The following is a 25750-nucleotide window of genomic DNA, read 5'->3' on the forward strand; positions in this document are numbered from 1 at the left end:
TGATCAGGCGTAAAGCGGGTTGACCTTGTCGGCATTGATGCCGTACTTGCGGATCGCCTCTGCGACCTTGGCCACCGGCACGGTGCCTTCTTCGCTGAGCGCCTTCAGCGCGGCAATCACGATGTAGTGGCGGTTGATCTCGAAGTGCTCGCGCAGCTTGGAGCGGAAATCGCTGCGGCCAAAACCGTCGGTCCCCAGCACCTTGTAGGTACGGCCCCGGGGAATGAAGGGACGGATCTGCTCGGCATAGGCCTTCATGTAGTCGGTCGAGGCAACCACCGGTCCCGTGTGTTTTTCGAGCTGCTGGCCCACGAAGGGAACACGCTGCGTGTCCAGCGGGTGCAGCAGGTTCCAGCGCTCGGCATCCTGGCCGTCACGCGTGAGTTCGTTGAAGCTCGGGCAGCTCCAGACGTTGGCGGCGACGCCCCAGTCTTTTTCCAGCAGTTCCTGGGCCGCGATGGACTCGCGCAGGATGGTGCCCGAGCCCAGCAGTTGCACGCGCGGCGCATTCCCGGCCTGGCCCTTGGGCAGCCCCTGGCCGCCTTCCTGGAGCAGGTACATGCCCTTGACGATCTGCGCCTCGGTACCCGGGGTCAGGCCCGGCATCGCGTAGTTTTCGTTGAGCAGCGTGATGTAGTAGAAAACGTTTTCCTGGCGCTCGACCATGCGCTTGAGGCCATCCTGCATGATCACCGCCACCTCGTGGGCATAGGTCGGGTCGTAGCTGACGCAGTTGGGAATGGTGCCGGCCAGGATGTGGCTGTGGCCGTCCTCGTGCTGCAGGCCTTCGCCGTTGAGCGTGGTACGGCCCGAAGTGCCGCCCAGAAGGAAACCACGCGCCTGCATGTCGCCCGCGGCCCAGGCCAGGTCGCCGACGCGCTGGAAGCCGAACATCGAGTAATACACGTAGAACGGGATCATGATCCGGTTGTTCGTGCTGTAGGAGGTGGCCGCCGCGATCCAGCTGCTCATGCCGCCGGCCTCGTTGATGCCTTCCTGCAGGATCTGACCCTTCTTGTCTTCCTTGTAATACATCACCTGGTCTTTGTCGACCGGGGTGTATTTCTGGCCTGCCGGGTTGTAGATGCCGATCTGGCGGAACAGCCCTTCCATGCCGAAAGTGCGGGCCTCGTCCACCAGGATGGGCACCACGCGCGCGCCCAGCGCCTGGTCGCGCAGCAACTGCGTCAGGAAACGCACATAGGCTTGGGTGGTGGAAATTTCGCGGCCTTCCGGCGTGGGCTCGATCACCGCCTTGAAAGTCTCCAGCGACGGCACCGTGAAACTTTCGTCGGCCTTGGTCCGGCGGTGCGGCAGGTAGCCCCCGAGGGCCTTGCGGCGCTCGTGCAGGTATTTCATTTCAGGCGTGTCGTCGGCCGGTTTGTAGAACGGGACGTCCGCCAGCTGGCTGTCGGGAATCGGGATGTTGAAGCGGTCGCGGAAGGCCTTGATGTCCTCGTCGGACAGCTTTTTGGTCTGGTGAACGTTGTTCTTGCCTTCGCCGATCTTGCCCATGCCAAAACCCTTGACGGTCTTGATCAGCAGCACGGTCGGCTGGCCGGTGTGGTTGACCGCCTTGTGGAACGCCGCATAGACTTTTTTCGAATCATGGCCACCGCGGCGCAGGTCGAAAATTTCCTCGTCGCTCATCTTCGAGACCATCTCGAGCGTCTCGGGATTCTGACCGAAGAAATGCTTGCGCACATAGGCACCGTCGTTGGCTTTCATGGCCTGGTAGTCGCCGTCGGGTGTGTCCATCATGACCTTGCGCAGCGCACCGTTCTTGTCACCCGCCAGCAGCGGATCCCAGTTGCTGCCCCAGATCAGCTTGATCACGTTCCAGCCCGAACCACGGAACTCGCCTTCGAGCTCCTGGATGATCTTGCCGTTGCCTCGCACCGGGCCGTCCAGGCGCTGCAGGTTGCAGTTGATGACGAAGATGAGGTTGTCGAGGTTCTCGCGCGCCGCCAGACTGATCGCACCCAGCGATTCCACCTCGTCCATCTCGCCGTCGCCGCAGAACACCCAGACCTTGCGGTTCTCGGTGTTGGCAATGCCGCGCGCATGCAGGTACTTGAGGAAACGCGCCTGGTAAATCGCCATCAGCGGGCCCAGGCCCATGGAGACGGTGGGGAACTGCCAGAACTCGGGCATCAGCTTGGGATGCGGGTAACTCGACAGGCCCTTGCCGTCGACTTCCTGGCGGAAGTTCAGCAGTTGCTCTTCGCTGAGCCGCCCTTCGAGGTAGGCGCGGGCATACACACCGGGCGATACATGACCCTGGATATAGAGGCAGTCGCCGCCATGATCGTCGCTTTCCGCGTGCCAGAAATGGTTGAAGCCGGCGCCGAACAGGCTGGCCAGCGAAGCGAACGAGCCAATGTGGCCGCCCAGGTCGCCACCGTCGGCCGGGTGCAGGCGGTTGGCCTTGACGACCATGGCCATGGCATTCCAGCGCATGTAGGCGCGCAGGCGCTGCTCGATCAGCAGGTTGCCGGGAGAAGGCACCTCGTCGCTGGGCTCGATGGTGTTGACATAACCGGTGGTGGCGGAGAACGGCGTGTCGACGCCCTCCTGGCGCGCCTGCTCCAGCAACTGCTCCAGCAGGAAGTGAGCACGTGCGCGACCCTCGTCGTTGCTGGGGCTGTTGGCAATGACGGCACTGAGCGCATCAATCCACTCACGGGTTTCCTGGGCGTCTTGGTCCTGGCCCTCGCTGGCCGCCTTGCCCAATGTGTCGGCACGTGCCTGTTCCGGATTTGCAGCCATGGTTTTGTCTCCTGCTGATCGCTAGATTCCTAGCTGTTGATTTGGTGGCGTCAACATCACGTTAACGCAATTTGGATTCCAGGCGCCAGTTTCCCACAATTTTCAGGATTTTTCAAATTATGCTTGTTGTTTTCGCATTATGAAACATCAACAACCCTGATGAGACAGGCCCAGCGGGCGCACCGCCAGAGTCCGCCAGCGTCGGGGCCGCCCTTGCATCAAGGTGGCGCACGGCCGCAGGGGGAAGTCCCGTAAACTCGACATCCCGCCATGACTCAGCCCACACCCTCCACCTTTGACGCCCCTGCCAGCAGCGCGCCGCTGGCCCGCTGGCGGCGCTGGTGGCGCAAACAATCGCCGACCCGCCAGGACCGCTTCGTCACCCTTGGCCCCCTGCTGGCGGTGATGCTTTTCCTGGCCGCGGTGATTGCCGCCTTTGCCTACCTGCGCATCGAGGAAATCGACCGCGAGCAGCAGGCCGTCAAGCGCGATGTGGAGTACGCGCAGCAAAGGCTGCGCCTGCGCCTACTGGAGCGCCAGGAGCAGTTGATGCGGCTGGGCCGCGACGTGTCCAACAAGGACGTGGACAGCGAGGAGTTCATTGCGCAGGCCGAATCCCTGGTCAACCAGTACCCCGAACTGCTGGCGGTGACCTGGATAGACGCGCGCCGCCGGGTCCGCTCTGCCTATGTTTCGCCGAGCGCGAATTCGTCGCAGCAACAGGCGCCCGGCGAACAGCTCAAACGCGGGGAAACGGAAAGCACCTTCGGCCTGGCGCGCGACCTGCGGCAACCGGTCTATTCGCGCCCGCTGACTGTCAAGGACGACCCCAGCTACAACACCCCCAGCCTGCAGTTGCAGGTACCGCTCGACGACCAGGGCAAATTCGACGGCGTCATCATGGGCGAATACGCCATCGACGGCCTGCTGCGCTTTGGCGTGCCCAATGAAGTGACCGCCAAATACGCGGTGGCCCTGCTCGACGACCAGGGCAAGGTGCTGGCCGGCAACCTGCCGCCGCCCAGAAACACGGCGGCCAAGCTGCTGCCGATGTCCGACGAGGCGCAGGAATACGAAATTCCGGTGTCGCCGGTCGGCAATGGCCTGCTGCTCAAGGCCCAGGGTTACCGGGCCTCGCTCGGTGTGGTGGGCAGCGGCTTCTTCTGGCTCGTCAGCGCCCTGAGTGCGCTGACCGTCTGGATGCTGCTGGGCACCTGGCGCCACACGCGACGGCGCGTGCAGGCTCAGGAAGCGCTGATCTCGGAGACCAATTTCCGCCGCGCCATGGAGAACTCCATGCTGACGGGCATGCGGGCACTGGACCTGCAGGGCCGCATCACCTATGTCAACCCGGCGTTTTGCCAGATGACGGGCTGGAGCGAAGGCGAGCTGGTGGGCCGCACCGCACCCTTCCCCTACTGGCCGGAGCAGGACCGCGAAATGCTCGCAGCACGGCTCGACGACGAGTTGCACGGCCGTTCCACGCCGGGCGGCTTTGAGGTCCGGGTCAAACGAAAAAGCGGCGCGATTTTCGACGGCCGCATGTATGTCTCGCCGCTGATCGACCCGCGCGGCCAGCAGACCGGCTGGATGACCTCGATGACCGACATCACCGAGCCCAAGCGCATCCGCGAGGAGCTGTCCGCGTCGTACGAGCGCTTCACCACGGTGCTCGAAGGGCTGGACGCGGCGGTGTCGGTGGCGCCGCTGGGCAGCGAGGAGCTGCTGTTTGCCAACAAGCTCTACCGCGCCTGGTTCGGCGGTGAAGTCGCCGGCCACATGAGCCTGATTGCCCAGGCCGGCGTGCCGGCCGTGACGCCGACGGACGATACCCTGGACGCGGTCGATGGCCTCGCCGGTTTCCCGACCGACACCCTGACCGCGGCCCAGACCGAGAACGCCGAGATTTTTGTGCCCGAACTTGGCAAATGGCTGGAGGTGCGCTCGCGCTACCTCACCTGGGTGGACGGTCGCCTGGCCCAGATGGTGATTGCCACCGACATCACCCCACGCCGCCATGCCGAAGAGCAGGCCGCGCTGCAGGCCGAGCGGGCCCAGGCGGCCAGCCGCCTGATCACCATGGGCGAGATGGCGTCGAGCGTGGCGCACGAACTGAACCAGCCGCTGACCGCCATCAACAACTATTGCAACGGCATGGTCTCGCGCATCAAGGGCCAGCAGATCAGCAACGAGGACCTGCTTGTCGCGCTGGAAAAAACCGCCCGGCAGGCGCATCGCGCCGGGCAGATCATCCAGCGCATCCGTTCCTTCGTCAAACGCAGCGAACCGAACCGCAGCCCGGCCGACGTGGCCACCATGGTCAGCAATGCGATGGAGCTGGCCGACATCGAACTGCGCCGCCACAACGTGCGGCTGAGCCACTACATCGCCGCGCGCCTGCCGCCTGTGATGGTGGACCCCATCCTGATCGAGCAGGTGCTGATCAACCTGATGAAAAACGGCGCCGAATCGATCGCGCAGGCGCAGCGCCCCACCGCGCGGCGCAGCGTGGAGCTGCGCGTGGTGCCCAAAACCATAGACGAGCAGAACGTGATCGAGTTTTCGGTGCTGGATTCGGGCAAGGGCCTGTCGCCTGAAGTGATGGGACGTCTCTACGAAGCCTTCTACTCGACCAAGGCCGAAGGCATGGGCATTGGCCTGAAGCTGTGCCGCAGCATTGTGGAGTCGCACCAGGGCAGAATGCAGGCCGAGAACCTCTACAATGGCGACGAAGTGGTGGGGTGCCGGTTTACCTTCTGGATTCCCGTGACACCCCTGCTCTCGCCAGCGCCGGCTGCCGCAGAAGCGCCCGCCGCCCCGACTGGCATTTCCTGACAGGGTTCTGAAACCGTTTACGCAAAGGTTTGGCATGAGCTTGATTCCAAAAAAAGGTACCGTCTATGTCGTCGATGACGACGAGGGCGTGCGCGACTCGCTCCAGTGGCTGCTCGAAGGCAAGGACTACCGCGTACGCTGTTACGACTCTGCCGAAACCTTTCTGAGCCGCTACGATCCGCGCGAAGTCGCCTGCCTGATCGTCGACATCCGCATGGGCGGCATGACCGGCCTGGAACTGCAGGACCGTCTGGTCGAACGCAAGTCGCCGCTGCCCATCGTGTTCATCACCGGCCACGGCGACGTGCCCATGGCGGTGGACACCATGAAAAAAGGCGCGATGGATTTCATCCAGAAGCCTTTCCAGGAAGAAGCCCTGGTCAGCCTGGTGGAGCGCATGCTGGACCAGGCCAAGGAAGCCTTCAGCGAACACCAGCAGTCCGCCAGCCGCGACGCCCTGCTGGCCAAGCTGACCTCGCGCGAGGCGCAGGTGTTGGAGCGCATCGTCGCCGGCCGCCTGAACAAGCAGATCGCCGACGACCTGGGCATCAGCATCAAGACGGTGGAGGCGCACCGCGCCAACATCATGGAAAAACTCAATGCCAACACCGTGGCCGACCTGCTGAAAATTGCCCTGGGTTCCAGCGCACCCAAGGCCGCCTGACCGATCTTCCTTCACTCCTCTTTTTATAGCTGATGACGCCCGTGGTTCAAGGACTGGCGGGCGTTTTTCCTTGAAGACCAGAAACCATGACCGCTCACATCATTGATGGCATCGCCCTGTCGAAACAACTGCGCGCCGACGTCGCGAAACGCGCCGCCGCCCTGCGCGCCCGTGGTGTGGTGCCCGGCCTGGCCGTGGTGCTGGTCGGCGAGAACCCGGCCAGCCAGGTGTATGTGCGCAACAAGGTCAAGGCCTGTGAGGACAGCGGCCTGCATTCGGTGCTGGAGCGTTACCCGGCGACGCTGGGCGAAGCCGAGCTGCTTGCCCGCGTGGATGCCCTGAACCGCGACCCGGCCATCCACGGCATCCTGGTCCAGCTTCCCCTGCCCGCCCACATCGATGCGCACAAGGTGATCGAGGCGATTTCGCCGGCCAAGGACGTCGATGGTTTCCACGTCGCCAGCGCCGGTGCGCTGATGGTCGGCCAGCCCGGCTTCTGGCCCTGCACGCCCTATGGCTGCATGAAGATGCTCGAGAGCATCAACTACGACCTGAAGGGCAAACATGCGGTGGTGATAGGCCGCAGCAACATCGTCGGCAAACCGATGGCGCTGATGCTGCTGCAGAAAAATGCCACGGTCACGATCTGCCACAGCGGCACGCAAAACCTCAAGGCCCTGACGCTTCAGGCCGACGTGGTGGTCGCCGCCGTGGGCAAGCGCAATGTGCTGACGGCCGACATGGTCAAACCCGGCGCGGTCGTGATTGACGTCGGCATGAACCGCAATGACGAAGGCAAACTCTGCGGCGATGTGGATTTCGACGGCGTGAAGGAAGTCGCCGGCTGGATCACACCGGTGCCCGGCGGTGTGGGCCCCATGACCATCACGATGTTGCTGGTCAATACCCTGGAAGCGGCGGAGCGCAGCTAGAAACCGCGGGCTGGAGCTTCAGGTCTCGGCGTCGGCAGCTTTTGTCGTCCGGCTCAGGCACCACAGCGTCCAGCCGGCAGCCAGCCATTGGGCCAGGTACATCGCGCTGCCCAGGCCATGCCAGAGCCTGAGGTTACCGCCGTCAACGCGTGCATTGACAATGCGCGGCGCCACGCCGAACTCCACCAGCACCGCCAGCAGCAGGCCGGCCACTATGAATTTCATAGCTGCTTGCGCAGAGGGGGAAAGGGCTGGAGCCTCTTTTTTATTCAAGGCCAGCAGCAGGAGCATGGTGCAGGCCACGCTGAGCCACGTCTGGGCCGTGAACAGTTTCGCGGCCATGGCGCCGGCCGCGGCGGGGCTGGGCAGGTGGATGAACAACATCGGCACCACGACAAAACCCAGACCCGTCAGGCTGCCCCACCAGAGGGCGGCAAGCAGGATGCTCAGTCGTGGTTTCATGCGGCAGCCTAGATGTACATCACCGCGATGATCTCGTAGCGTTTGATGCCACCGGGTGCCTGCACTTCGGCGGTGTCGCCCTCGTCCTTGCCGATCAGCGCGCGTGCAATCGGCGAGCTGATGTTGACCAGGCCCAGCTTGATGTCGGCCTCGTCTTCGCCGACGATCTGGTAGGTCACCTTGTCGCCGGAGTCCTCGTCCTGCAACTCGATCGTGGAGCCGAACACCACCTTGCCGCCGGCATCGACCTCGGACGGATCGATGATCTGCGCGGCCGACAGCTTGCCTTCGATTTCCTGGATGCGGCCTTCGATGAAGCCCTGGCGGTCCTTGGCGGCGTCGTACTCGGCGTTCTCGCTGAGGTCACCCTGGGCCCGCGCTTCGGAAATCGAGTTGATCACCCAGGGGCGATCCACGGTCTTGAGCTGGTGCAGTTCGGCCTTGAGCTTTTCCGCGCCCTTTTTTGTAATCGGAATGGTTGCCATGGTTTGAGTCCTCCAAAAGCGAAACCGCCACCAGTCACCTGGCGGCGGCGTCTTAACATGTTTGTCCTAATGCGAGTTTAATGCAAATGCCCCGGCGCGGGCTCGGTAGTTGTCCCGAGCTCAGGCCAGTTGGGAATGGAGTTCCTGAACCGAATAAACCGTCAGGTTGTCCAGGTATTTCATGCCCTCCACCGCCGCTTCGGCGCCGGCGATGGTCGTGTAGGTGGTGACCCGGGCCAGCAGCGCCGAGGTGCGGATCTGCCGCGAGTCGGCGATCGCATTGCGGCGTTCTTCCACGGTGTTGATGACCAGCGCAATCTCGTTGTTCTTGATCATGTCCACCACGTGCGGCCGGCCTTCAGTGACCTTGTTGACCACGCCGCAGGGAATGCCGGCAGCGTTGATCGCCGCAGCCGTGCCCTTGGTGGCGACAATCTCGAACTTCAGCGCCGCCAGCGCACGCGCCACTTCCACGGCGCGCGGCTTGTCGTTGTTCTTGACCGTCATGAAGACCTTGCCGGAGGTCGGCAGCTTGGTGCCGGCACCGAGCTGCGACTTCACAAAGGCCTCGCCGAAGGTTTTGCCGACGCCCATCACCTCACCGGTGGACTTCATCTCGGGGCCGAGAATGGTGTCCACGCCGGGGAACTTGACGAAGGGGAAGACGGCTTCCTTGACACTGAAATACGGTGGCGTGACTTCCTTGCTGATGCCTTGCGAGGCCAGCGTCTGGCCGACCATGCAGCGTGCCGCGACCTTGGCCAGCTGGATGCCGGTTGCCTTGCTGACAAAAGGCACGGTGCGCGAGGCACGCGGGTTGACCTCGAGCACGTAGATCACGTCCTTGCCGTCCACGTGCTGGATCGCGAACTGCACGTTCATGAGACCCACCACGTTCAGGGCCTGGGCCATGGCCGCGGTCTGGCGCTTGATCTCGGTCACTGTCTCCGCGCTCAGCGAATACGGCGGCAGCGAACAGGCGGAGTCGCCGCTGTGCACGCCGGCCTGCTCGATGTGTTCCATCACGCCGCCAATGAAGGTCACACCTTCGGAATCGCGGATGCAGTCGACGTCACATTCGATCGCGTCGTTGAGGAAGCGGTCCAGCAGCACCGGCGAGTCATGGCTGACCTTGACGGCTTCGCGCATGTAGCGCTCGAGGTCACGTTGCTCATGCACAATTTCCATCGCGCGGCCGCCGAGCACGTAGCTGGGGCGCACCACCAGCGGGTAGCCGAGGGCGGCGGCTTTTTCCAGCGCTTCGGGCTCGGTGCGGGCCGTGGCATTGGGCGGCTGGCGCAATTTCAGTTCATGCAGCAGCTTCTGGAAGCGCTCGCGGTCTTCGGCCGCGTCGATCATGTCGGGCGAGGTGCCGATGATGGGGACGCCGTTTTTCTCCAGGTCCAGCGCCAGCTTCAAGGGCGTCTGGCCACCATACTGGACGATCACGCCCAGCGGTTTTTCCTTGTCGACAATTTCCAGCACGTCTTCCAGCGTCAGCGGCTCGAAATACAGGCGGTCGCTGGTGTCGTAGTCGGTCGAGACGGTCTCGGGGTTGCAGTTGACCATGATGGTCTCGTAGCCGTCTTCGCGCATGGCGAGCGCCGCATGCACACAGCAGTAGTCAAACTCGATGCCCTGGCCGATGCGGTTGGGCCCGCCGCCCAGCACCATGATTTTTTTGTTGTCGGTCGGCTCGGCTTCACACTCGCTGCCCTCGCCCTCATAGGTCGAGTACATGTAGGCGGTGTTGGTGGCAAACTCGGCGGCGCAGGTGTCCACCCGTTTGTAAACCGGGCGCACGCCCAGCTCCAGCCGTTTTTCGCGGATGGCGGTGTCCGTGGTCTTGAGCTGTTTGGCCAGGCGCCGGTCGGAAAAGCCCTTCTGCTTGAGCATGCGCAGCGTCGGCTCGTCAATCTTGTCCAGGGTGGTCGTTTCCAGTTCAAGCTCGACCTTGACGATCTGCTCGATCTGCACCAGGAACCACGGGTCGATCTTGGTCAGCGCAAACACTTCGTCCACGCTCATGCCCATGGCAAAGGCGTCGCCCACGTACCAGATGCGGTCGGGACCGGGCGCACCGAGTTCCTTCTCAAGCACCTCGCGGTCCTGGGTTTTTTCGTTCATGCCGTCCACGCCGACTTCCAGGCCGCGCAGGGCTTTCTGGAAGGACTCCTGGAAGGTGCGGCCCATGGCCATGACTTCGCCGACCGACTTCATCTGCGTGGTCAGACGGCTGTCGGCCTGCGGGAATTTCTCGAACGCAAAACGCGGAATCTTGGTGACGACATAGTCGATGCTGGGCTCGAAACTCGCGGGGGTCGCGCCGCCGGTGATCTCGTTGCGTAGCTCGTCGAGCGTGTAACCGATGGCCAGCTTGGCCGCGACTTTGGCGATCGGGAAACCGGTGGCCTTGGAGGCCAGGGCCGACGAGCGCGACACGCGCGGATTCATCTCGATCACCACCATGCGGCCGTCGACCGGATTGATCGAGAACTGCACGTTGGAGCCACCGGTGTCGACACCGATCTCGCGCAGCACGGCCAGCGAGGCATTGCGCAGGATCTGGTATTCCTTGTCGGTCAGGGTCTGGGCCGGCGCCACGGTGATCGAGTCGCCGGTGTGCACGCCCATGGGGTCCAGGTTTTCAATCGAGCAGACGATGATGCAGTTGTCGGCCTTGTCGCGCACCACCTCCATCTCGTACTCTTTCCAGCCGAGCAGCGATTCCTCGATCAGCAGCTCGTTGGTCGGCGAGGCTTCCAGGCCACGCTTGCAGATGACTTCGAACTCTTCCGAGTTGTAGGCAATGCCGCCGCCGGTGCCGCCCAGGGTGAAACTGGGACGAATCACGGTCGGGAAACCGAGGGTCTTCTGCACCGTCCAGGCTTCTTCCATGCTGTGCGCGATGCCGGAACGGGCCGATCCCAGGCCGATCTTGGTCATCGCGTCCTTGAACTTCAGGCGGTCTTCGGCCTTGTCGATGGCTTCGGGCGTGGCACCAATCAGTTCGACCTTGTACTTGTCGAGCACACCGTTGTGCCAGAGGTCGAGCGCGCAATTAAGCGCGGTCTGACCGCCCATCGTTGGCAGGATGGCGTCGGGACGCTCCCTGGCGATGATCTTCTCGACCGTCTGCCAGGTGATGGGCTCGATGTAGGTGACGTCGGCGGTGGCCGGGTCGGTCATGATGGTCGCCGGGTTGCTGTTGATCAGGATGACCTTGTAACCCTCTTCACGCAGCGCCTTGCAGGCCTGCACGCCGGAGTAGTCGAACTCGCAGGCCTGGCCGATGATGATGGGGCCGGCCCCGATGATGAGGACGCTTTTGATGTCAGTGCGCTTAGGCATTCTTCTTCTCCTGAGCCTGTTCCATCAGCGCGGTGAAACGGTCAAACAAATACGAAATGTCGTGTGGCCCGGGCGATGCTTCCGGGTGGCCCTGGAAGCAGAAAGCCGGCTTGTCGGTGCGGGCCAAGCCCTGCAGCGTGCCGTCGAACAGGCTGATGTGGGTCGGGCGCAAATTCGCCGGCAGCGTTTTTTCGTCCACCGCAAAACCGTGGTTCTGGCTGGTGATGCTGACGCGGCCGTTGTCCAGGTCTTTCACCGGATGGTTGGCGCCGTGGTGGCCGAACTTCATCTTGAAAGTTTTCGCACCGCTGGCCAGCGCCATGATCTGGTGGCCCAGGCAGATACCGAAGGTCGGGATGCCGGTCTCGATCAGCTCGCGCACGGCCGTGATCGCGTAGTCGCAAGGTTCCGGATCACCCGGTCCGTTGGCCAGAAAAATGCCGTCGGGTTTGAGCTTGAGCACGTCGGCGGCGGGCGTCTGCGCCGGCACCACCGTGATGCGTGCGCCACGCTCGGCCATCATGCGCAGGATGTTTTTCTTCACGCCGAAGTCGAAGGCGACGACATGGAATTTCGGCGTGATCTGCACGCCGTAACCCGAGCCCAGCTTCCACTCGGTCTGCGTCCATTCGTAGGACTGCTTGCAGGAAACCACCTTGGCCAGGTCGAGGCCGGCCATGTTTGGGGCACTGCGGGCCACGAGAATCGCCTGTTCAATATGTTCAGGCGACACGTCCTCGCCCGCAGGCAAGGCCAGGATGCAGCCGTTTTGTGCGCCCTGGGTGCGCAGCATGCGTGTCAGCTGGCGCGTATCAATGTTGGCGATCGCCACCGTGCCCTCCCGGACCAGGTACTCGGACAGGGTCATGGTGCTGCGGAAATTCGACGCGATCAGCGGCAAGTCCTTGATGATCAGCCCGGCGGCATGGACTTTTTCCGCCTCCACGTCTTCGGCATTGATGCCGTAGTTGCCGATATGGGGGTACGTGAGGGTGACGATCTGCTGGCAGTAGCTGGGGTCCGTGAGGATTTCCTGGTAGCCGGTCATGGCAGTGTTGAACACCACCTCACCGACCGTGGAGCCCACGGCTCCAATGGAATTGCCGATAAAGACCGTGCCGTCTGCGAGCGCCAGGATGGCGTGAGGGGTATTTCCCTGTAGAGACAAAAGCACTGGGTTCTCCGGGTTGGTTACGGTTCGCCCAAGCGTGCACAAGAAACGTCTCTGTCAAGACTCTTGCGGGCTGCTTTTGTGAGGGTGTTGGCTTTGTGTGCGCTTGGGCGAAGCTGTGTTTTGAAAAGCCCCTGATTATATAACGCCGGCATGCGCCCCCACGGTTGCTCACTGCGTGTAGCGCCCTGCCCCCCGAGGGGGCCGCTGCGCCTGCGGCCTGGCAAAGCCAGTTCCGCGGCCCCTGCTGGTCACGAAGTCCGCCCAACCCGCCTGGTTAGCGGGTTGCGGCAACCGAGCTGGCGTAGAGGCAGATTGCAGCAGCAGCCGCCACATTGAGCGACTCCTCGCCACCCGGCTGGTCTATGCGCATCTTCAGGCTGGCCCGGGCCATCAGGTCGTCGCCGACGCCCTGCCCTTCGTGTCCCATGGCCCACGCACAGGGCATGGGCAGGGCTTGCCGGTGCAGGAAAGCACCGTCATGTGAACTGGTCACAATGATGGGCACGGTCAAGCCGTCCAGCGCCTGCGGCTCCACTCCTTCAAGCAGTTGAAGCCCGAAATGGGCGCCCATGCCGGCCCGCAGCACCTTGGGCGACCACAGCGCCGCCGTGCCCCGGAGCGCAATCACCTGGCTGAAACCAAAGGCCGACGCGCTGCGCAGCATGGAGCCCACATTGCCGGCATCCTGCACCCTGTCCAGAATCAGCGAGGCCACACCCGGCGACAGGGCCGCTGGTGCCGGCAAATCAATCACAAAGCCCATGCGGGCCGGCGACTCCAGGCCGCTGATCTCGGGCAGCAGCGCATCGGAAATTACTATGGTTTTGATAGCTGCCTGCGCCCATTCAGCGGGGGCCAGAGGCCAGAATGATTCTGAAAATACGGTCATCGCCGGGGTCAGCCCGCGCAGCAGCGCGGCGCGGCACAGGTGGTCGCCCTCCAGCCAGACCCGTCCCTGCTTGCGGTAGGCCGTGCTGTCCTGTGAGAGCCGGCGTAAATCCTTGACCAGGGCGTTGTCGCGCGAGGTGACAAACACAGGCGCTGCCGGCGCGGGCGAGCTCAACGCAGAACCTCGGCCACGGGGCTGAAAGACCGCCGGTGTTGCGGGCAGGCGCCGTGCTCGCGCAGCGCAGCCAGGTGCTCGGCCGTGCCATAACCTTTGTGGCCGGCAAAACCGTATTGCGGGTATTCCAGATGGAATTGCTCGCACCAGCGGTCCCGGTGCACCTTGGCCAGGATGGACGCGGCGGAGATGGCCGGCACCAGCGCGTCGCCCTTGACAATGGCTTCGGCCAGCATGCTGAGCACCGGCAGCCGGTTGCCATCGACCTGCACCTTCACGGGCTTCAGACGCAAGCCCTCGACCGCGCGTTTCATCGCCAGCATCGTGGCCTGCAGGATGTTGAGCCTGTCGATTTCCTCGACACTGGCCTCGGCAATCGAGCAGCACAGGGCTTTGGCGAGGATTTCCTCGTAGAGCTGCTCCCGGCGCCGCGCCGTCAGCACCTTGGAGTCCGCCAGACCCTTGATGGGCTGGAGATCGTCCAGAATCACCGCGGCCGCCACCACCGGGCCGGCCAGCGGCCCGCGGCCGGCCTCGTCCACACCGGCCCACAGTCCGGGCGTGTCCCAGGAGAGGGTGACCTGTTCAGCCTTCAAGAATGTTCTGGATCGCATCGGTGGCCAGTTGGGCGGTATCGCGCTGCAGCTCGTGGTGCAGCTGTGTGAATCGTTGTTCGACAGCAGCTATTTTTTCGGGTGCGGAGATTTTCGCATCTATCCATTGCAGCACCGCAGCGGCCAGCGCCTGCGGCGTGGCGGCATCCTGCAGCAGTTCGGGTACGACAAAATCGCGGCACAGAATGTTGGGCAGGCCTACCCAGGGCTGCAGTTTCTTGCGGCGCATGATCTGCCAGGACAGCCAGTTCATGTTGTAGGCAATCACCATGGGACGCTTGAACAGCGCCGCCTCCAGCGTCGCAGTGCCGCTGGCAATCAGCGTGACATCACAGGCCGCCAGCACCGTGTGCGACTGCCCGGCGACGATCTGCACCTTTGCCAGCACACCCGCGTCCTGCGCCGCCTGCTCGATCTGCTGGCGCAAGGCGGGCACCGCGGGAACTACTATTTTGATAGCAGGCTGCGCCTGCTGGACAAGGGCTGCAGCCCGAAAGAATCTGTCAGCCAGATATTTAATCTCGGAGCGGCGGCTGCCCGGCAACACCGCCAGCACCAGATCATCCGCTGCCAGGCCCAGCTGTTGCCGGGCCGCCGCCTTGTCGGGCTGCATCGGGATCATGCCGGCCAGCGGGTGACCCACGTAGGTGGCGGCAATGCCGTGTTGCGCCAGCAAGGCCGGCTCAAAGGGGAAGATGCACAACACGTGGTCGACGCTGCGGCGGATTTTTTCGACACGGTCGGCGCGCCAGGCCCAGACCGAGGGGCTGATGAAATGAACGGTGCGTATGCCGGCTGCCTTGAGATCGGCCTCGAGGTCGAGGTTGAAGTCGGGTGCATCAACGCCGATGAACACATCGGGCCGTAACTGCAGCAGCCGTTCCCGGAGTTGCTTGCGGATGCCGACAATTTCGCGGTAGTGCCGCAACACCTCGACATAACCGCGCACCGCCAGTTTCTCGCTGGGCCACCAGGGTGAAAAGCCGCGGCGCGCCATCTGCGGCCCGCCGATGCCCACCGCCGTCAACCCGGGCCAGCGTGCACAAAACCCGTCGAGCAACAAACCGGCCAGCAGGTCCCCCGAGGTTTCGCCAGCGACCAGGGCCATGCGGGGAGTATTTGCCGCAGAGGACCCGGCCGCCTCTGTACGGCTTGGCACAGGGCTTGGCGCATCGGACATCGTCGCTTACCGGACGATGCCGCGTTGCGGTGAGCTGTCCGCCAGAAAGGTCAACATCGCCTGCACATCAGGCGCCGCTTCGGGATGCCCGGCGGCCAGTTCTGCAATGCGCGCCTTCGCCTGCTCCAGCGTCAGGTCCTCACGGTACAGGGCCTTGTGCATGGCCTTGACGGCCGCAATGCGGTCGGGCGTGTAGCCGCGCCGGCGCAGGCCCTCATAGTTCATCGAACGCGCCTCGGCGGGCTGGCCCTGGCACATCACGAACGGCGGCAGATCGGCAAACAACAGCGAACACATGGCGGTCATGCTGTGCGCGCCAAGCCGGACAAACTGGTGCACGACGGTGAAGCCGCCGAGGATCACCCAGTCGCCGACGTGCACATGGCCGGCCAGCTGGGAGTTGTTGGCAAAAATCGTGTGGTTGCCGACATCGCAGTCGTGCGCCAGATGCACGTACGCCATGATCCAGTTGTCGTCGCCAACCCGCGTCACCCCGGTGTCGCCGGGTGAGCCGATATTGAAGGTGCAGAACTCGCGAATGGTGTTGCGCTCGCCAATGACCAGCTCGCAGGGCTCACCCGCGTACTTCTTGTCCTGCGGAATGGCCCCCAGCGAGTTGAACTGAAAAATGCGGTTGTCGCGTCCTATCGTCGTGTGGCCCTCGATGACGCAATGCGCGCCTATCGTCGTGCCGGCCGCGACCTTGACGTGCGGGCCGATCACCGTGTACGGCCCCACGCTGACGCTGCTGTCGAGCTGGGCCTGGGGATCAACCAGTGCTGTGGGATGGATGCCTGTCACGGAAAAACCTTCTCTTGCCGGGACAGATCAGGCGATAGTGCGCATGGTGCACATCAGCTCGGCCTCGCAGACCATGTTGTCGTCCACCCGGGTCACACCCTTGAACTTGAACACGCCGGCCTTGAGCCGCTCCAGCGTGACCTCCATGATCAGCTGGTCGCCCGGCTCCACCGGCCGCTTGAATCGCGCGCCGTCGATGCCGGCAAAGTAATACACGGTCTTGTCATCGGGGGTCACACCCTGCATGTCGAACGCCAGCAGGGCAGCAGCCTGCGCCATGGCTTCGAGCATCAGCACACCCGGCATCACCGGCCGGTGCGGAAAGTGCCCGGTAAAAAACGGCTCGTTGATCGTGACGTTCTTCAGCGCCTTGATGCGCTTGCCTTTTTCCAGTTCCAGCACACGATCCACCAGCAGGAAGGGGAAGCGGTGCGGGAGCTGCTTGAGAATTTGGTGAATGTCCATCATGATTTTTCTTCGGTTTTTCCAGAGGCTTTGTCAGTCGTTTGCTCAAGCATCTTGAGGCGTTCACGCAAGGCGTGAAGCTGCTTGAGTGTGGCCGCATTTTTTTCCCACTGCGCATTGTCGTCGATGGGAAACAGCCCGGTGTAATGCCCCGGCTTGTGAATCGAACGGGTGACCACCGAAGCGGCGGAAATATGCACATGGTCGGCCAGGCTCAGATGGCCCAGCACCACCGCGCCACCGCCCACGGTGCAATGCGCACCGATGGTGGCGCTGCCCGCCACCCCGGCACAGCCGGCCATGGCCGTGTGGGCGCCCACACGCACGTTGTGGCCGATCTGCACCAGGTTGTCCAGCTTGACCCCGTCTTCGATCACGGTGTCCTGCAGCGCGCCGCGGTCTATGCAGGTATTGGCGCCTATCTCAACGTCGTTGCCGATGCGCACGGCGCCCAGCTGTTCGATTTTTTCCCAGCGGCCGGCATGCGGCGCGAAACCGAAACCGTCGGCGCCGATCACGGCCCCCGGGTGCACAATGCAGCGCTCGCCGAGGGAGCAGCCGTCTGCCACCGTCACGCGGGCCGACAGGCGCGTTTCGGCACCGATGTGGGCATCGTTGCCGATCACGCTGTGCGCGCCCACCTGGACACCGGCGTCCAGCACCGCACGGGCGCCAATGCAGGCAAAGGCGCCCACCACCACACCGGCTGCCAGACGGGCCTGGGGGTCGATGAAGGCGCTGGGGTGGAGAGCAGTCCCACCGGATGCGCTGGACGGTGCATGCTCGCGCTTCCAGAGCTGGGTGATGCGGGCAAAGTAGAAATACGGGTCATCGACGATGATGCAGGCGCCGCGCTGCATGGCCGCCGCCGCGGCGCCAGGCCCTACCACCACACAGGCGGCGGCGGACCGGGCGAGCTTGCCCTGGTATTTGGGGTGGCTGAGAAAAGTCAGCTCGGCCGCGCTGGCCGATTCGAGCGGGGCGAGCCGCTCGACCAGGACATCCGGGTCTCCCACCAGCCGGGCGTCAAATTCGCCCGCCAGCGCTGCAACAATGTCCCCGAGTCTGAGCGTCACACCTGGCGTGTCCCTGAATGCGGGCTTATCTGGCGGCGTTGAGCGCCCTGATCACCTTGTCGGTGATGTCATGCTTGGGGTTGGCGTAAACCGCTTCCTGCAGGATGAGGTCGTACTTCTCGGCCTCGGCAACGGTCTTGACGACCTTGTTGGCGCGCTCGATGACCTGCTGCAGCTCTTCGTTTTTGCGCGCGTTGAGGTCTTCCTGGAATTCGCGGCGCTTGCGCTGGAAATCCCGGTCCTGTTCCACGAGCTGCTTCTGGCGGGCCACGCGCTGGCTCTCCGCCAGGGTGGGTGCCTCGCGGTCGAACTTGTCGGCCATGGCCTTGAGCTGTGTCCCGACGTCGGTAAGATCTTTCTCGCGCTTGCCGAATTCCTGCTCCAGCTTGGCCTGGGCCGCCTTGGCGCTGTTGGCTTCGCGAAAGATGCGGTCAATGTTGACGATGCCGATCTTGAAATCCTGCGCGCCTGCCGCAAACGCGGCCAGCGCCATCACGGCAGCGAGGAAGAACTTGGATGAAAAAGATTTCATTAGAAGGATGTACCAATCTGGAATTGCAGTCTCTGGATTTTATCCGTCGGCTTCTTGTTCATGGGATGGGCAAACGCCAGGCGCAGGGGGCCGAGCGGTGAAATCCAGCTCACGCCGAAACCCACCGATGAGCGCAGCTCACCGAGATCATATTTTTCGTTCTCGCCAAACACATTGCCCGCGTCGACAAAGCCGAAGAGCCGCAGGGTCCTGTCGTTGCCCGCGCCGGGGAACGGCGCCAAGATTTCGGCATTCAGGGTAATCTTTTTCGGACCGCCAATGGAGTTGTCCTGGCTATCACGGGGACCGAGGGTGCCCGGTTCATAGCCGCGCACCGAACCCAGGCCGCCGGAATAGAAATTCTTGAACACCGGGAAAGGTTGTCCGTTCAGGCCCTTGCCCCAGCCCAGTTCGGTGTTCAGCGCAATGGTGAACTGCTTGTTCAGCGGAATGTACTGCTGGAACTGGTAGTTGGTGCGCAGGAAGCGGGCATCACCGGCAACGCCCCAGTCGCCGTAGACGCGCTGGAAACGCCCCTTGGTCGGGACGATGGCGCTGTCGCGCTCATCGCGCGACCAGCCGATGGTCAAGGGCACGGAGTTGCTCTTGGCGCCAAAGGTATTGACATAAGTCTGGTAGACCGCCGGGAGGTTGGTTCCGGAAATATCGATCTGCTCCAGGCCGCCGCCGAAATAAACCGTATCGACTTCACTGAACGGCACACCGAAACGCACGCTGGCGCCGGTGGTTTTGAGTTCGTAGTCGGTGTTCACCACGCCGATCTGGCTGCTGTAGGGCCGCGAAGTGCGGGTGTACACGTCGATGGTCCGGGAAATGCCGTCGTTCGTGAAATAAGGGTCTACGGTGCTCAACACCAGCTGCCGGTTGTACTTGCCGGTGTTGACCTCCAGGCCCAGATAGTTGCCGGTGCCAAAGGCATTTTCCTGCTTGAAACCGAACACCAGAGACAAGCGGTCGGCGCTGGAAAAGCCGGCGCCGAGCTGCAGGTTGCCTGTGGGTTTTTCCACCACCGCCAGGTTCAGGTCCACCTGGTCGGGTGTGCCCGGCACTTCCTGCGTGTCGATATTGACTTCGGTGAAAAACCCGAGGCGGTCCACGCGGTCACGCGACAGGCGGATCTTGTCGCCGTCGTACCAGGAGGCCTCGAACTGCCGGAACTCCCGGCGCACCACTTCATCGCGCGTGCGGTTGTTGCCGCTGATGTTGATGCGTCGCACATAGGCGCGGCGCGAGGGCTCACCTTGCAGGACAAAAGCCACGCGGTTGTTGGTCCGGTCGATTTCGGGCTGGGCGTCGACCTTGGCAAAGGCAAAACCGAAACTGCCGTAATACTCGACGAAGGCCTTGACCGTCTGCGCCACCTGGTCGGCGTTGTAGGGCTCGCCGGGCTTGATGGTGACCAGCGACTTGAATTCGTCCTCGCGTTCAAGGAAATTGCCTTCGAGCTTGACACCGGACACCGTGAAACGTTCACCCTCGGTGACGTTGATGGTCACCGAAATATCCTGCTTGTTCGGGGAAATGGCGACCTGGGTGGAGTCGACCTTGAACTCCAGGTAGCCGCGCGTCAGGTAGTAGGAGCGCAGGGTTTCGATATCTGCATTGAGCTTGGCCCGCGAATAACGGTCCGACTTGGTGTACCAGCTCAGCCAGCCGCCGGTGTCGAGGTCGAACAGGCCGCGCAATGTGGACTCGCTGAACACCTTGTTGCCGACAATGCGGATTTCCTTGATTTTCGCGACATCACCTTCGGTCACGCTGAAGGTCACGTTAACCCGGTTGCGCTCGATCGGCGTGACGGTGGTCACCACCTCGGCGCCGTAAAGGCTGCGGTTGATGTACTGCCGCTTGAGCTCCTGCTCGGCGCGGTCTGCCAGCGCCTTGTCGAAAGGCCGGCCATCGGTGAGCCCGATTTCGCGCAGCGCCTTCTTGAGCACTTCCTTGTCAAACTCCTTGGCCCCGACGAAGTCCACGTCAGCCACGGTCGGACGCTCCTCGACGATCACGACCAGCACATCACCGCTGACTTCAAGCCGCACGTCCTTGAACAGGCCCAGCCCGAACAGCGCGCGGATCGCACCGGCGCCCTTGTCGTCGTTGTAGGTCTCGCCGACACGGAAAGGCAGCGAAGCAAAAATGGTTCCCGGCTCGACGCGCTGCAGGCCTTCCACGCGGATATCACGCACGGTGAAAGGATCCACTGCCCAGGCTGCATGCGCGATGAGAAAGCTGGCCACCACTGCAGAAACGCTGCGGACCTTGAATCGTTTGATTTGTTTTTGCATGAAAAGTATGGATTAGGGCCTGTTCACACTATTTATGCGAGTGCGAACGTGGTGAAAACAGCGCCAATCAAGGCGCGCGACGACACCCAGACCGGGTGTCTGGGTTAGGAGTGCAACGCAGAGTGGCGTTGTTTTCACCCCGTTCCCTCCGGGTTGCGGCCAAAAAGGCCATGCGCAGCGTTGCAAAGCCTTGCCGGGCTCCAGCCCGGCTGCATTTTGCGCCTCGCGCAGGATTGCAACGCCACCGCGCTGCAACCGGTCCATCCACGCGTCAGACACGCTTTTGCCGGTAATCGCCTCCCAAAGATAATACATCAGGTGCCCCCCGTCCAAAACCGGCAGCGGCAGTAAATTGAGCACGCCCAGACTGACGCTGATCAGTGCCAGAAACAGCAGATAGGCCGTCCAGCCTATGCTGGCCGACTTGCCGGCGTAGTCGGCAATCGTCAGCGGGCCACTGAGGTTTTTCAGGGAGGCCTCGCCGATGACCATCTTGCCCATCATTTTCAGCGTCAGCGCCGAGACCTGCCAGGTACGGACCGCGCCCTGCCACAGGCCATCGAGCGGGCCGTAGCGCACCGTGACCATGGCGGGCGGTGCGCCGACATAGGCGCCAATGCGGGCAATCGACCGGCCGGCCTCCTGTCTGATCTCGGGCGTGACCGGCAAATCCATGGCCTGCCCGGCCCGCACAATGCGCCAGGTCTGGGTGCCGCTGGAAGCCCGGATGGTTTCACGCAGTTGCGGGCCGTCGACAATGGCCAGGCTGCCGATGCGCAGCACCAGGTCGCCGCTGCGAAGGCCCGATTTCTCGGCAGCACCACCGGCCATCAACTCGCCGATCACCGGCTGGGTCCAGGGCCCGGTAATGCCGATTTTGCGAAACAGCTGCGCATCGGCGTCGGCGGCCTGGAGCTGGCCCAGCGGCAACACCAGTTCTCGCGACGCGGCTGCAGCCGCGTCGGGCCCGCCTATCGCCAGCCGTACGTCGCGGCCGTTGAGCGCACCCTGGGTCAAGAGCCAGCGCAGATCCTCGAAAGAACGCGTGTCCTCCAGGGGCTCTCCGTCAAAGGCCGCCTGCTGCACCCGCTCGCCACCGCGCAGGCCGGCGCGCTCTGCGATGGACCCCGCCACGGGGCTGGCCAGCACGGGCTCGGGCTCCTGCAGGCCGCTCCAGTTGACGATCGCATACAGCACGATGGCCAGCAGCAGGTTGGCCGCCGGTCCAGCCGCCACCACGGCGGCACGCGAGCGCAGAGGTTGGGTGTTGAAGGCCAGATGGCGTTCTGCCGGATCGACCGGCCCTTCCCGCTCGTCCAGCATCTTGACGTAGCCGCCCAGCGGCAACATGCCAATGGAAAATTCGGTGGGGCTGTTTTTGAGCCGCCAGGTGTAGATCGGCTTGCCAAATCCGACGGAGAACTTCAGGACCTTGATGCCGCAGGCCACGGCCACGCGGTAGTGCCCGTACTCGTGGACGGCGATCAGAATCCCCAGGGCAACAACAAAGGCGACCAAGGTCAACATGGAAAAACTCCTGTCAAGTCGTCAGATTTCCGGCAATGCGGGTCGCCGCGGCGCGTGCCTGCACATCCAGCGCCAGCAAATCCCCGATGCCCCGGATTTCAGAGGCGCTCACGGTGTCCAGAGTTCCACGGTTCACGGCGTGAATCTGGTCAAAACGTATCCGTTTTTCAAGGAAAGCGGCCACTGCCACCTCGTTGGCGGCGTTCAGCACCGCCGTGGTGCCGACAGGCGCATCGAGCACCTCCCAGGCCAGCGGCAAGCCGGGGAAATGTTCGTTGTCCGGAACTGCGAACGTCATGGTGGCCAGCGCCCGGAAATCGAGCGCCTGCGCACCCGAGGAAATCCGCCCCGGCCAGGCCAGGCCGTAGGCGATGGGCACCCGCATGTCGGGCGTGCCGAGCTGCGCCACCACCGAGGTGTCGCGGTACTGAACCATCGAATGGATGATGCTTTGCGGATGAATCACCACCTCGATCTGCGCCGGCGCCAGACCGAACAGATAACGCGCCTCTATCACTTCGAGCGCCTTGTTCATCATGGTGGCCGAGTCCACCGAAATCTTGCGGCCCATCACCCAGTTCGGGTGGGCGCAGGCCTCGTCGGGGGTGACATCGCGCAGCGTGGCTGGCGCCCGGGTGCGAAACGGCCCGCCGGAGGCCGTGAGGATGATCTTGTCGATGCGCTCCATCCAGGCCGCCGGGTCTTCCGGCAGGGACTGAAAAATCGCCGAGTGTTCGCTGTCGATGGGCAGCAACTGCGCCCCACCCTCGCGCACGGCCTGCATGAACACCTCGCCGCCGACCACCAGCGCCTCCTTGTTGGCCAGCAGCAGGCGCTTGCCGGCGCGTGCGGCCGCCATGCAGGGCGCCAGCCCGGCTGCGCCCACGATGGCCGCCATCACGGTGTCCACCCGCTCATCCGACGCTATCATTTCAAGAGCATCCGGCGCAAGCAGGACCTCGGTTGAGAGCCCGTTTTCCTTCAAACTTTGAGCCAGGATGCGGGCGTGCGGGGCGCTTGCCATGACGGCGTAGGACGGTTTGAACCTCAGGCACTGCGCCAGCATCAGCTCGGTCTGCGTGGCCGCACTGAGTGCAAACACCTCGAAGCGGTCGGGATGGCCGGCAATCACGTCCAGTGTGTTGACCCCGACCGAGCCGGTTGAACCCAGCACCGTGACACGTTGTTTCTGCATTGTCATCGGCGTGCGTTCAGACTGTCACCAGCATCATGGCCAGCGGCAGCACCGGCAACAGTGCATCGACCCGATCCAGCACACCGCCGTGGCCCGGCAACAAACCACTCGAATCCTTGGCGCCGGCGCTACGCTTGATCAGGGACTCGACCAGATCACCCACCACGCTGAGGGCCGCCAGGAACACCATGGCCAGCAGCGTCACGGCGAGGCCGTGCTGTGCAGCCAGGCGCGCATACAGACTCTCACCGGTGGCGTCGAGCAGCAGCCAGGTGATACACAGCACCAGCACCCCCGCCATGCCGCCCCAGACACCCTCCCAGCTTTTGCCGGGGCTGATCGACGGGGCCAGCTTGCCCTTGCTGAAGCGCCCGCCCAGCGCCTTGCCGGCGAAATAGGCGCCGATGTCGGCAACCCAGACCAGCAGAAGTACCGACAGCAGGAACTCGATGCCGATGAAACGCGCCTGCGCCACGGCCAGCCAGGCCAGCCAGAGCGCCAGCACCCCGACCACCAGGCGCACGGTGCGCGGAATGCGCGACCAGCCGGCCACGCCACCGCGCAGCAGCCAGGCACCCGCCAGCACCCAACCCGCGCCGGCCAGCCGCCACAGCAAGGGCTGCGGTTCATCGAGCCAGCCCAGGTCCCAGGACATGCCACACAGCACCACGCAGGCAAAACCGGCCACCAGCGCGCTGAGTTGGCCATATCCGTTCAGGCGGGCCCACTCCCAGGCACCCGCGGCGATCAGCACCAGGGCGACCACGGCAAACGGCACCGGGGTGCGGTAAAAAAGCGCAGGTAGCAGAATGGCCAGCATCACCAGCGCCGTGATCACGCGTTGCTTGAGCATCAGGCAGCCTTCATGTCGGGGTTGGGGTTTGGCGAAACGACTTGCGCGGAGGTCTGGCCAAAACGCCGCTCGCGGCTGCGATAGACCGCGATCGCTTCGTCGAGCGCCGCCTCGTCGAAGTCGGGCCAGAGCTTGTCGGAAAAATGCAGTTCGGAATACGCCGCCTGCCAGAGCAGGAAGTTGCTGATGCGCAACTCGCCGCCGGTGCGGATCAGGAGGTCCGGGTCCGGCACATGGGCCAGCGCCAGCGCACGGTCCAGCGCCATTTCGGTGATCTCCCGGCCCTCGGCTGCCAGCCTGCGTGCCGCCTGGGCGATGTCCCAGCGGCCACCGTAGTTGAAACACACATTGAGGATCAGCCGCTGGTTGTCTGCGGTGGCCTGCTCGGCCTGAGCCAGCCCGGCCTTGAACTTGTCGGACAGGCGCTGCCGGTCGCCGACAAAATGCAGTTGCACGCCGTTGGCCTTGAGCGCGGGCACTTCCCTGGCCAGCGACAGCGCCAGCAGCTCCATGAGGCCGGAGACTTCGTCCGGCGGCCGGTTCCAGTTCTCGGAAGAAAAGGCAAACACGGTCAGCACACCGATGCCGCGGGCCATGCAGGCCTGCACGCAGCGGTTCAGCGCGCCAACCCCCTGCTTGTGGCCGGCGATGCGCGGCAGGAAACGCCGCGTGGCCCAGCGGCCGTTGCCGTCCATCACGATGGCGACATGGTGCGGAACGGCGGTGGAGCTTGTTTGAGCCATGTCGGCAGTCAGTTACTACGCACAGTGCACGTGCACGGGGGCAATTGACTTTTTCAAGCAGGGGCCGCGGAACCGGCTTCGCCGGGCCGCAGGCGCAGCGGCCCCCTCGGGGGGCAGAGAGCTACGCAAAGCGAGCGAACGTGGGGGCAATCTAGACCGCCATGATGTCTTGTTCCTTGCCTGCGACCAGCTTGTCGACTTCGGCAATGAAACGGTCGGTGAACTTCTGCACTTCGTCGTGGGCGCGGCGCTCGTCGTCTTCCGACGCCAGCTTGTCCTTGACGAGTTTCTTGACACCGTCGTTCGCATCACGGCGCAGATTGCGGATGGCGACCTTGGCGTGTTCACCTTCGGCGCGGACCACCTTGGTCAGCTCCTTGCGCCGCTCTTCGGTCATGGCCGGCATGGGCACGCGAATCAGGTCGCCCTGGGAAGCGGGGTTGAGTCCGAGGTCGGAGTCACGGATGGCTTTTTCAATCTTGGCGCCCATGCCTTTTTCCCAGGGCGCAACACTGATGGTGCGCGCATCGAGCAGCGCCACATTGGCGACCTGGCTGATCGGCACCATGGCGCCGTAGTAGTCCACATGCACCGTGTCCAGCAGTCCGGGGTTGGCACGGCCGGTACGGATCTTGGTCAAGGCATGCTTGAAGGACTCCAGCGACTGCTGCATTTTCTGCTCGGCCTGGCTCTTGATATCGGGAATGCTCATGATTGAAATCT

General features: G+C 63.5%; 21 protein-coding genes. 3 read left to right on the forward strand and 18 right to left on the reverse strand.

The features are described 5' to 3' along the window. Positions 1-3: 3 nt before the first annotated feature. Entirely contained in the window at positions 4-2769 is a 2766-nt protein-coding gene (gene aceE / locus B7X65_RS01560) for a pyruvate dehydrogenase (acetyl-transferring), homodimeric type (protein ID WP_293592232.1), read from the reverse strand. A gap of 270 nt (positions 2770-3039) precedes the next feature. On the opposite strand from aceE, the gene B7X65_RS01565 reads away from it, so the two are divergent. The 3 genes from B7X65_RS01565 (at position 3040) to folD (ending at position 7200) form a co-directional block, all read left to right on the forward strand. Then, positions 3040-5604 (forward strand): PAS domain-containing sensor histidine kinase, encoded by a 2565-nt coding sequence (locus B7X65_RS01565; protein ID WP_293592233.1) that lies wholly within the window; start codon positions 3040-3042, stop codon positions 5602-5604. A 34-nt stretch (positions 5605-5638) separates the two neighbouring features. Continuing rightward, the gene (locus tag B7X65_RS01570; RefSeq protein ID WP_293592234.1) at positions 5639-6268 is read left to right on the forward strand and encodes a response regulator transcription factor; all 630 of its coding nucleotides are present in this window, start codon (positions 5639-5641) and stop codon (positions 6266-6268) included. A gap of 86 nt (positions 6269-6354) precedes the next feature. Continuing rightward, complete coding sequence (folD, locus tag B7X65_RS01575) at positions 6355-7200, forward strand: bifunctional methylenetetrahydrofolate dehydrogenase/methenyltetrahydrofolate cyclohydrolase FolD (protein ID WP_293592235.1); 846 nt, start codon at positions 6355-6357, stop codon at positions 7198-7200. Between the two features lie 18 nt (positions 7201-7218). On the opposite strand, the gene B7X65_RS01580 is transcribed toward folD, so the two are convergent. The 17 genes from B7X65_RS01580 to frr all read right to left on the reverse strand — a co-directional run bounded on the left by B7X65_RS01580 (position 7219) and on the right by frr (position 25739). Next, a complete protein-coding gene (locus B7X65_RS01580; RefSeq protein ID WP_293592236.1) occupies positions 7219-7662 on the reverse strand; it encodes a DUF4149 domain-containing protein in 444 nt (147 codons plus the stop codon). Between the two features lie 8 nt (positions 7663-7670). Continuing rightward, positions 7671-8147 carry a transcription elongation factor GreA gene (gene greA, locus B7X65_RS01585; RefSeq protein ID WP_293592237.1) on the reverse strand — a complete coding sequence of 159 codons (477 nt, stop codon included), beginning with the start codon at positions 8145-8147 and terminating at the stop codon, positions 7671-7673. A gap of 120 nt (positions 8148-8267) precedes the next feature. After that, positions 8268-11498, reverse strand: coding sequence for a carbamoyl-phosphate synthase large subunit (carB, locus tag B7X65_RS01590; RefSeq protein WP_293592238.1), 3231 nt, complete (start codon positions 11496-11498; stop codon positions 8268-8270). Further along, complete coding sequence (carA, locus tag B7X65_RS01595) at positions 11491-12672, reverse strand: glutamine-hydrolyzing carbamoyl-phosphate synthase small subunit (protein WP_293592239.1); 1182 nt, start codon at positions 12670-12672, stop codon at positions 11491-11493. Before carA ends, carB begins: the two co-directional genes overlap by 8 nt. Positions 12673-12946: 274 nt before the next feature. Continuing rightward, positions 12947-13735, reverse strand: a complete 789-nt coding sequence (locus B7X65_RS01600) for an RNA methyltransferase (RefSeq protein ID WP_293592240.1) — start codon at positions 13733-13735, stop codon at positions 12947-12949. Then, a complete protein-coding gene (rnhB, locus tag B7X65_RS01605; protein WP_096665427.1) occupies positions 13732-14349 on the reverse strand; it encodes a ribonuclease HII in 618 nt (205 codons plus the stop codon). Before rnhB ends, B7X65_RS01600 begins: the two co-directional genes overlap by 4 nt. Then, entirely contained in the window at positions 14321-15457 is a 1137-nt protein-coding gene (gene lpxB / locus B7X65_RS01610) for a lipid-A-disaccharide synthase (RefSeq protein WP_293592241.1), read from the reverse strand. Before lpxB ends, rnhB begins: the two co-directional genes overlap by 29 nt. Before the next feature lie 78 nt (positions 15458-15535). Beyond that, complete coding sequence (gene lpxA, locus B7X65_RS01615) at positions 15536-16330, reverse strand: acyl-ACP--UDP-N-acetylglucosamine O-acyltransferase (protein ID WP_293592242.1); 795 nt, start codon at positions 16328-16330, stop codon at positions 15536-15538. Between the two features lie 27 nt (positions 16331-16357). Then, positions 16358-16798 carry a 3-hydroxyacyl-ACP dehydratase FabZ gene (fabZ, locus tag B7X65_RS01620; protein ID WP_096665436.1) on the reverse strand — a complete coding sequence of 147 codons (441 nt, stop codon included), beginning with the start codon at positions 16796-16798 and terminating at the stop codon, positions 16358-16360. After that, positions 16795-17871: a UDP-3-O-(3-hydroxymyristoyl)glucosamine N-acyltransferase gene (lpxD, locus tag B7X65_RS01625; RefSeq protein ID WP_293592243.1), complete on the reverse strand. Its 1077-nt coding sequence runs from the start codon at positions 17869-17871 to the stop codon at positions 16795-16797. The genes fabZ and lpxD overlap by 4 nt, the downstream gene beginning before the upstream one ends. 25 nt (positions 17872-17896) lie before the next feature. Next, positions 17897-18403, reverse strand: coding sequence for an OmpH family outer membrane protein (locus B7X65_RS01630; RefSeq protein ID WP_293592244.1), 507 nt, complete (start codon positions 18401-18403; stop codon positions 17897-17899). Next, positions 18403-20709: an outer membrane protein assembly factor BamA gene (gene bamA / locus B7X65_RS01635; protein WP_293592245.1), complete on the reverse strand. Its 2307-nt coding sequence runs from the start codon at positions 20707-20709 to the stop codon at positions 18403-18405. Before bamA ends, B7X65_RS01630 begins: the two co-directional genes overlap by 1 nt. Before the next feature lie 12 nt (positions 20710-20721). Then, the gene (gene rseP, locus B7X65_RS01640; protein WP_293592246.1) at positions 20722-22236 is read right to left on the reverse strand and encodes an RIP metalloprotease RseP; all 1515 of its coding nucleotides are present in this window, start codon (positions 22234-22236) and stop codon (positions 20722-20724) included. A 13-nt stretch (positions 22237-22249) separates the two neighbouring features. Then, positions 22250-23437 (reverse strand): 1-deoxy-D-xylulose-5-phosphate reductoisomerase, encoded by a 1188-nt coding sequence (ispC, locus tag B7X65_RS01645; RefSeq protein WP_293592247.1) that lies wholly within the window; start codon positions 23435-23437, stop codon positions 22250-22252. Between the two features lie 10 nt (positions 23438-23447). Then, positions 23448-24284, reverse strand: coding sequence for a CDP-archaeol synthase (locus B7X65_RS01650; RefSeq protein WP_293592248.1), 837 nt, complete (start codon positions 24282-24284; stop codon positions 23448-23450). Further along, positions 24284-25027, reverse strand: a complete 744-nt coding sequence (gene uppS / locus B7X65_RS01655) for a polyprenyl diphosphate synthase (RefSeq protein WP_293592249.1) — start codon at positions 25025-25027, stop codon at positions 24284-24286. Before uppS ends, B7X65_RS01650 begins: the two co-directional genes overlap by 1 nt. Positions 25028-25178: 151 nt before the next feature. Then, positions 25179-25739, reverse strand: a complete 561-nt coding sequence (gene frr / locus B7X65_RS01660; protein ID WP_293592250.1) for a ribosome recycling factor — start codon at positions 25737-25739, stop codon at positions 25179-25181. Between the last annotated feature and the right edge of the window lie 11 nt (positions 25740-25750).

It is taken from the genome of Polaromonas sp. 39-63-25, from assembly GCF_002278925.1.
Taxonomy (GTDB): domain Bacteria; phylum Pseudomonadota; class Gammaproteobacteria; order Burkholderiales; family Burkholderiaceae_C; genus Polaromonas.

What these genes read in the sequence shown, in the direction of transcription:
- aceE (WP_293592232.1), bottom strand. Translation starts at nt 2,769, where the DNA reads ATGGCTGCAAATCCGGAACAGGCACGTGCCGACACATTGGGCAAGGCG.
- B7X65_RS01565 (WP_293592233.1), top strand. Translation starts at nt 3,040, where the DNA reads ATGACTCAGCCCACACCCTCCACCTTTGACGCCCCTGCCAGCAGCGCG.
- B7X65_RS01570 (WP_293592234.1), top strand. Translation starts at nt 5,639, where the DNA reads ATGAGCTTGATTCCAAAAAAAGGTACCGTCTATGTCGTCGATGACGAC.
- folD (WP_293592235.1), top strand. Translation starts at nt 6,355, where the DNA reads ATGACCGCTCACATCATTGATGGCATCGCCCTGTCGAAACAACTGCGC.
- B7X65_RS01580 (WP_293592236.1), bottom strand. Translation starts at nt 7,662, where the DNA reads ATGAAACCACGACTGAGCATCCTGCTTGCCGCCCTCTGGTGGGGCAGC.
- greA (WP_293592237.1), bottom strand. Translation starts at nt 8,147, where the DNA reads ATGGCAACCATTCCGATTACAAAAAAGGGCGCGGAAAAGCTCAAGGCC.
- carB (WP_293592238.1), bottom strand. Translation starts at nt 11,498, where the DNA reads ATGCCTAAGCGCACTGACATCAAAAGCGTCCTCATCATCGGGGCCGGC.
- rnhB (WP_096665427.1), bottom strand. Translation starts at nt 14,349, where the DNA reads ATGCGATCCAGAACATTCTTGAAGGCTGAACAGGTCACCCTCTCCTGG.
- lpxB (WP_293592241.1), bottom strand. Translation starts at nt 15,457, where the DNA reads ATGGCCCTGGTCGCTGGCGAAACCTCGGGGGACCTGCTGGCCGGTTTG.
- fabZ (WP_096665436.1), bottom strand. Translation starts at nt 16,798, where the DNA reads ATGATGGACATTCACCAAATTCTCAAGCAGCTCCCGCACCGCTTCCCC.
- B7X65_RS01630 (WP_293592244.1), bottom strand. Translation starts at nt 18,403, where the DNA reads ATGAAATCTTTTTCATCCAAGTTCTTCCTCGCTGCCGTGATGGCGCTG.
- bamA (WP_293592245.1), bottom strand. Translation starts at nt 20,709, where the DNA reads ATGCAAAAACAAATCAAACGATTCAAGGTCCGCAGCGTTTCTGCAGTG.
- rseP (WP_293592246.1), bottom strand. Translation starts at nt 22,236, where the DNA reads ATGTTGACCTTGGTCGCCTTTGTTGTTGCCCTGGGGATTCTGATCGCC.
- ispC (WP_293592247.1), bottom strand. Translation starts at nt 23,437, where the DNA reads ATGACAATGCAGAAACAACGTGTCACGGTGCTGGGTTCAACCGGCTCG.
- B7X65_RS01650 (WP_293592248.1), bottom strand. Translation starts at nt 24,284, where the DNA reads ATGCTCAAGCAACGCGTGATCACGGCGCTGGTGATGCTGGCCATTCTG.
- uppS (WP_293592249.1), bottom strand. Translation starts at nt 25,027, where the DNA reads ATGGCTCAAACAAGCTCCACCGCCGTTCCGCACCATGTCGCCATCGTG.
- frr (WP_293592250.1), bottom strand. Translation starts at nt 25,739, where the DNA reads ATGAGCATTCCCGATATCAAGAGCCAGGCCGAGCAGAAAATGCAGCAG.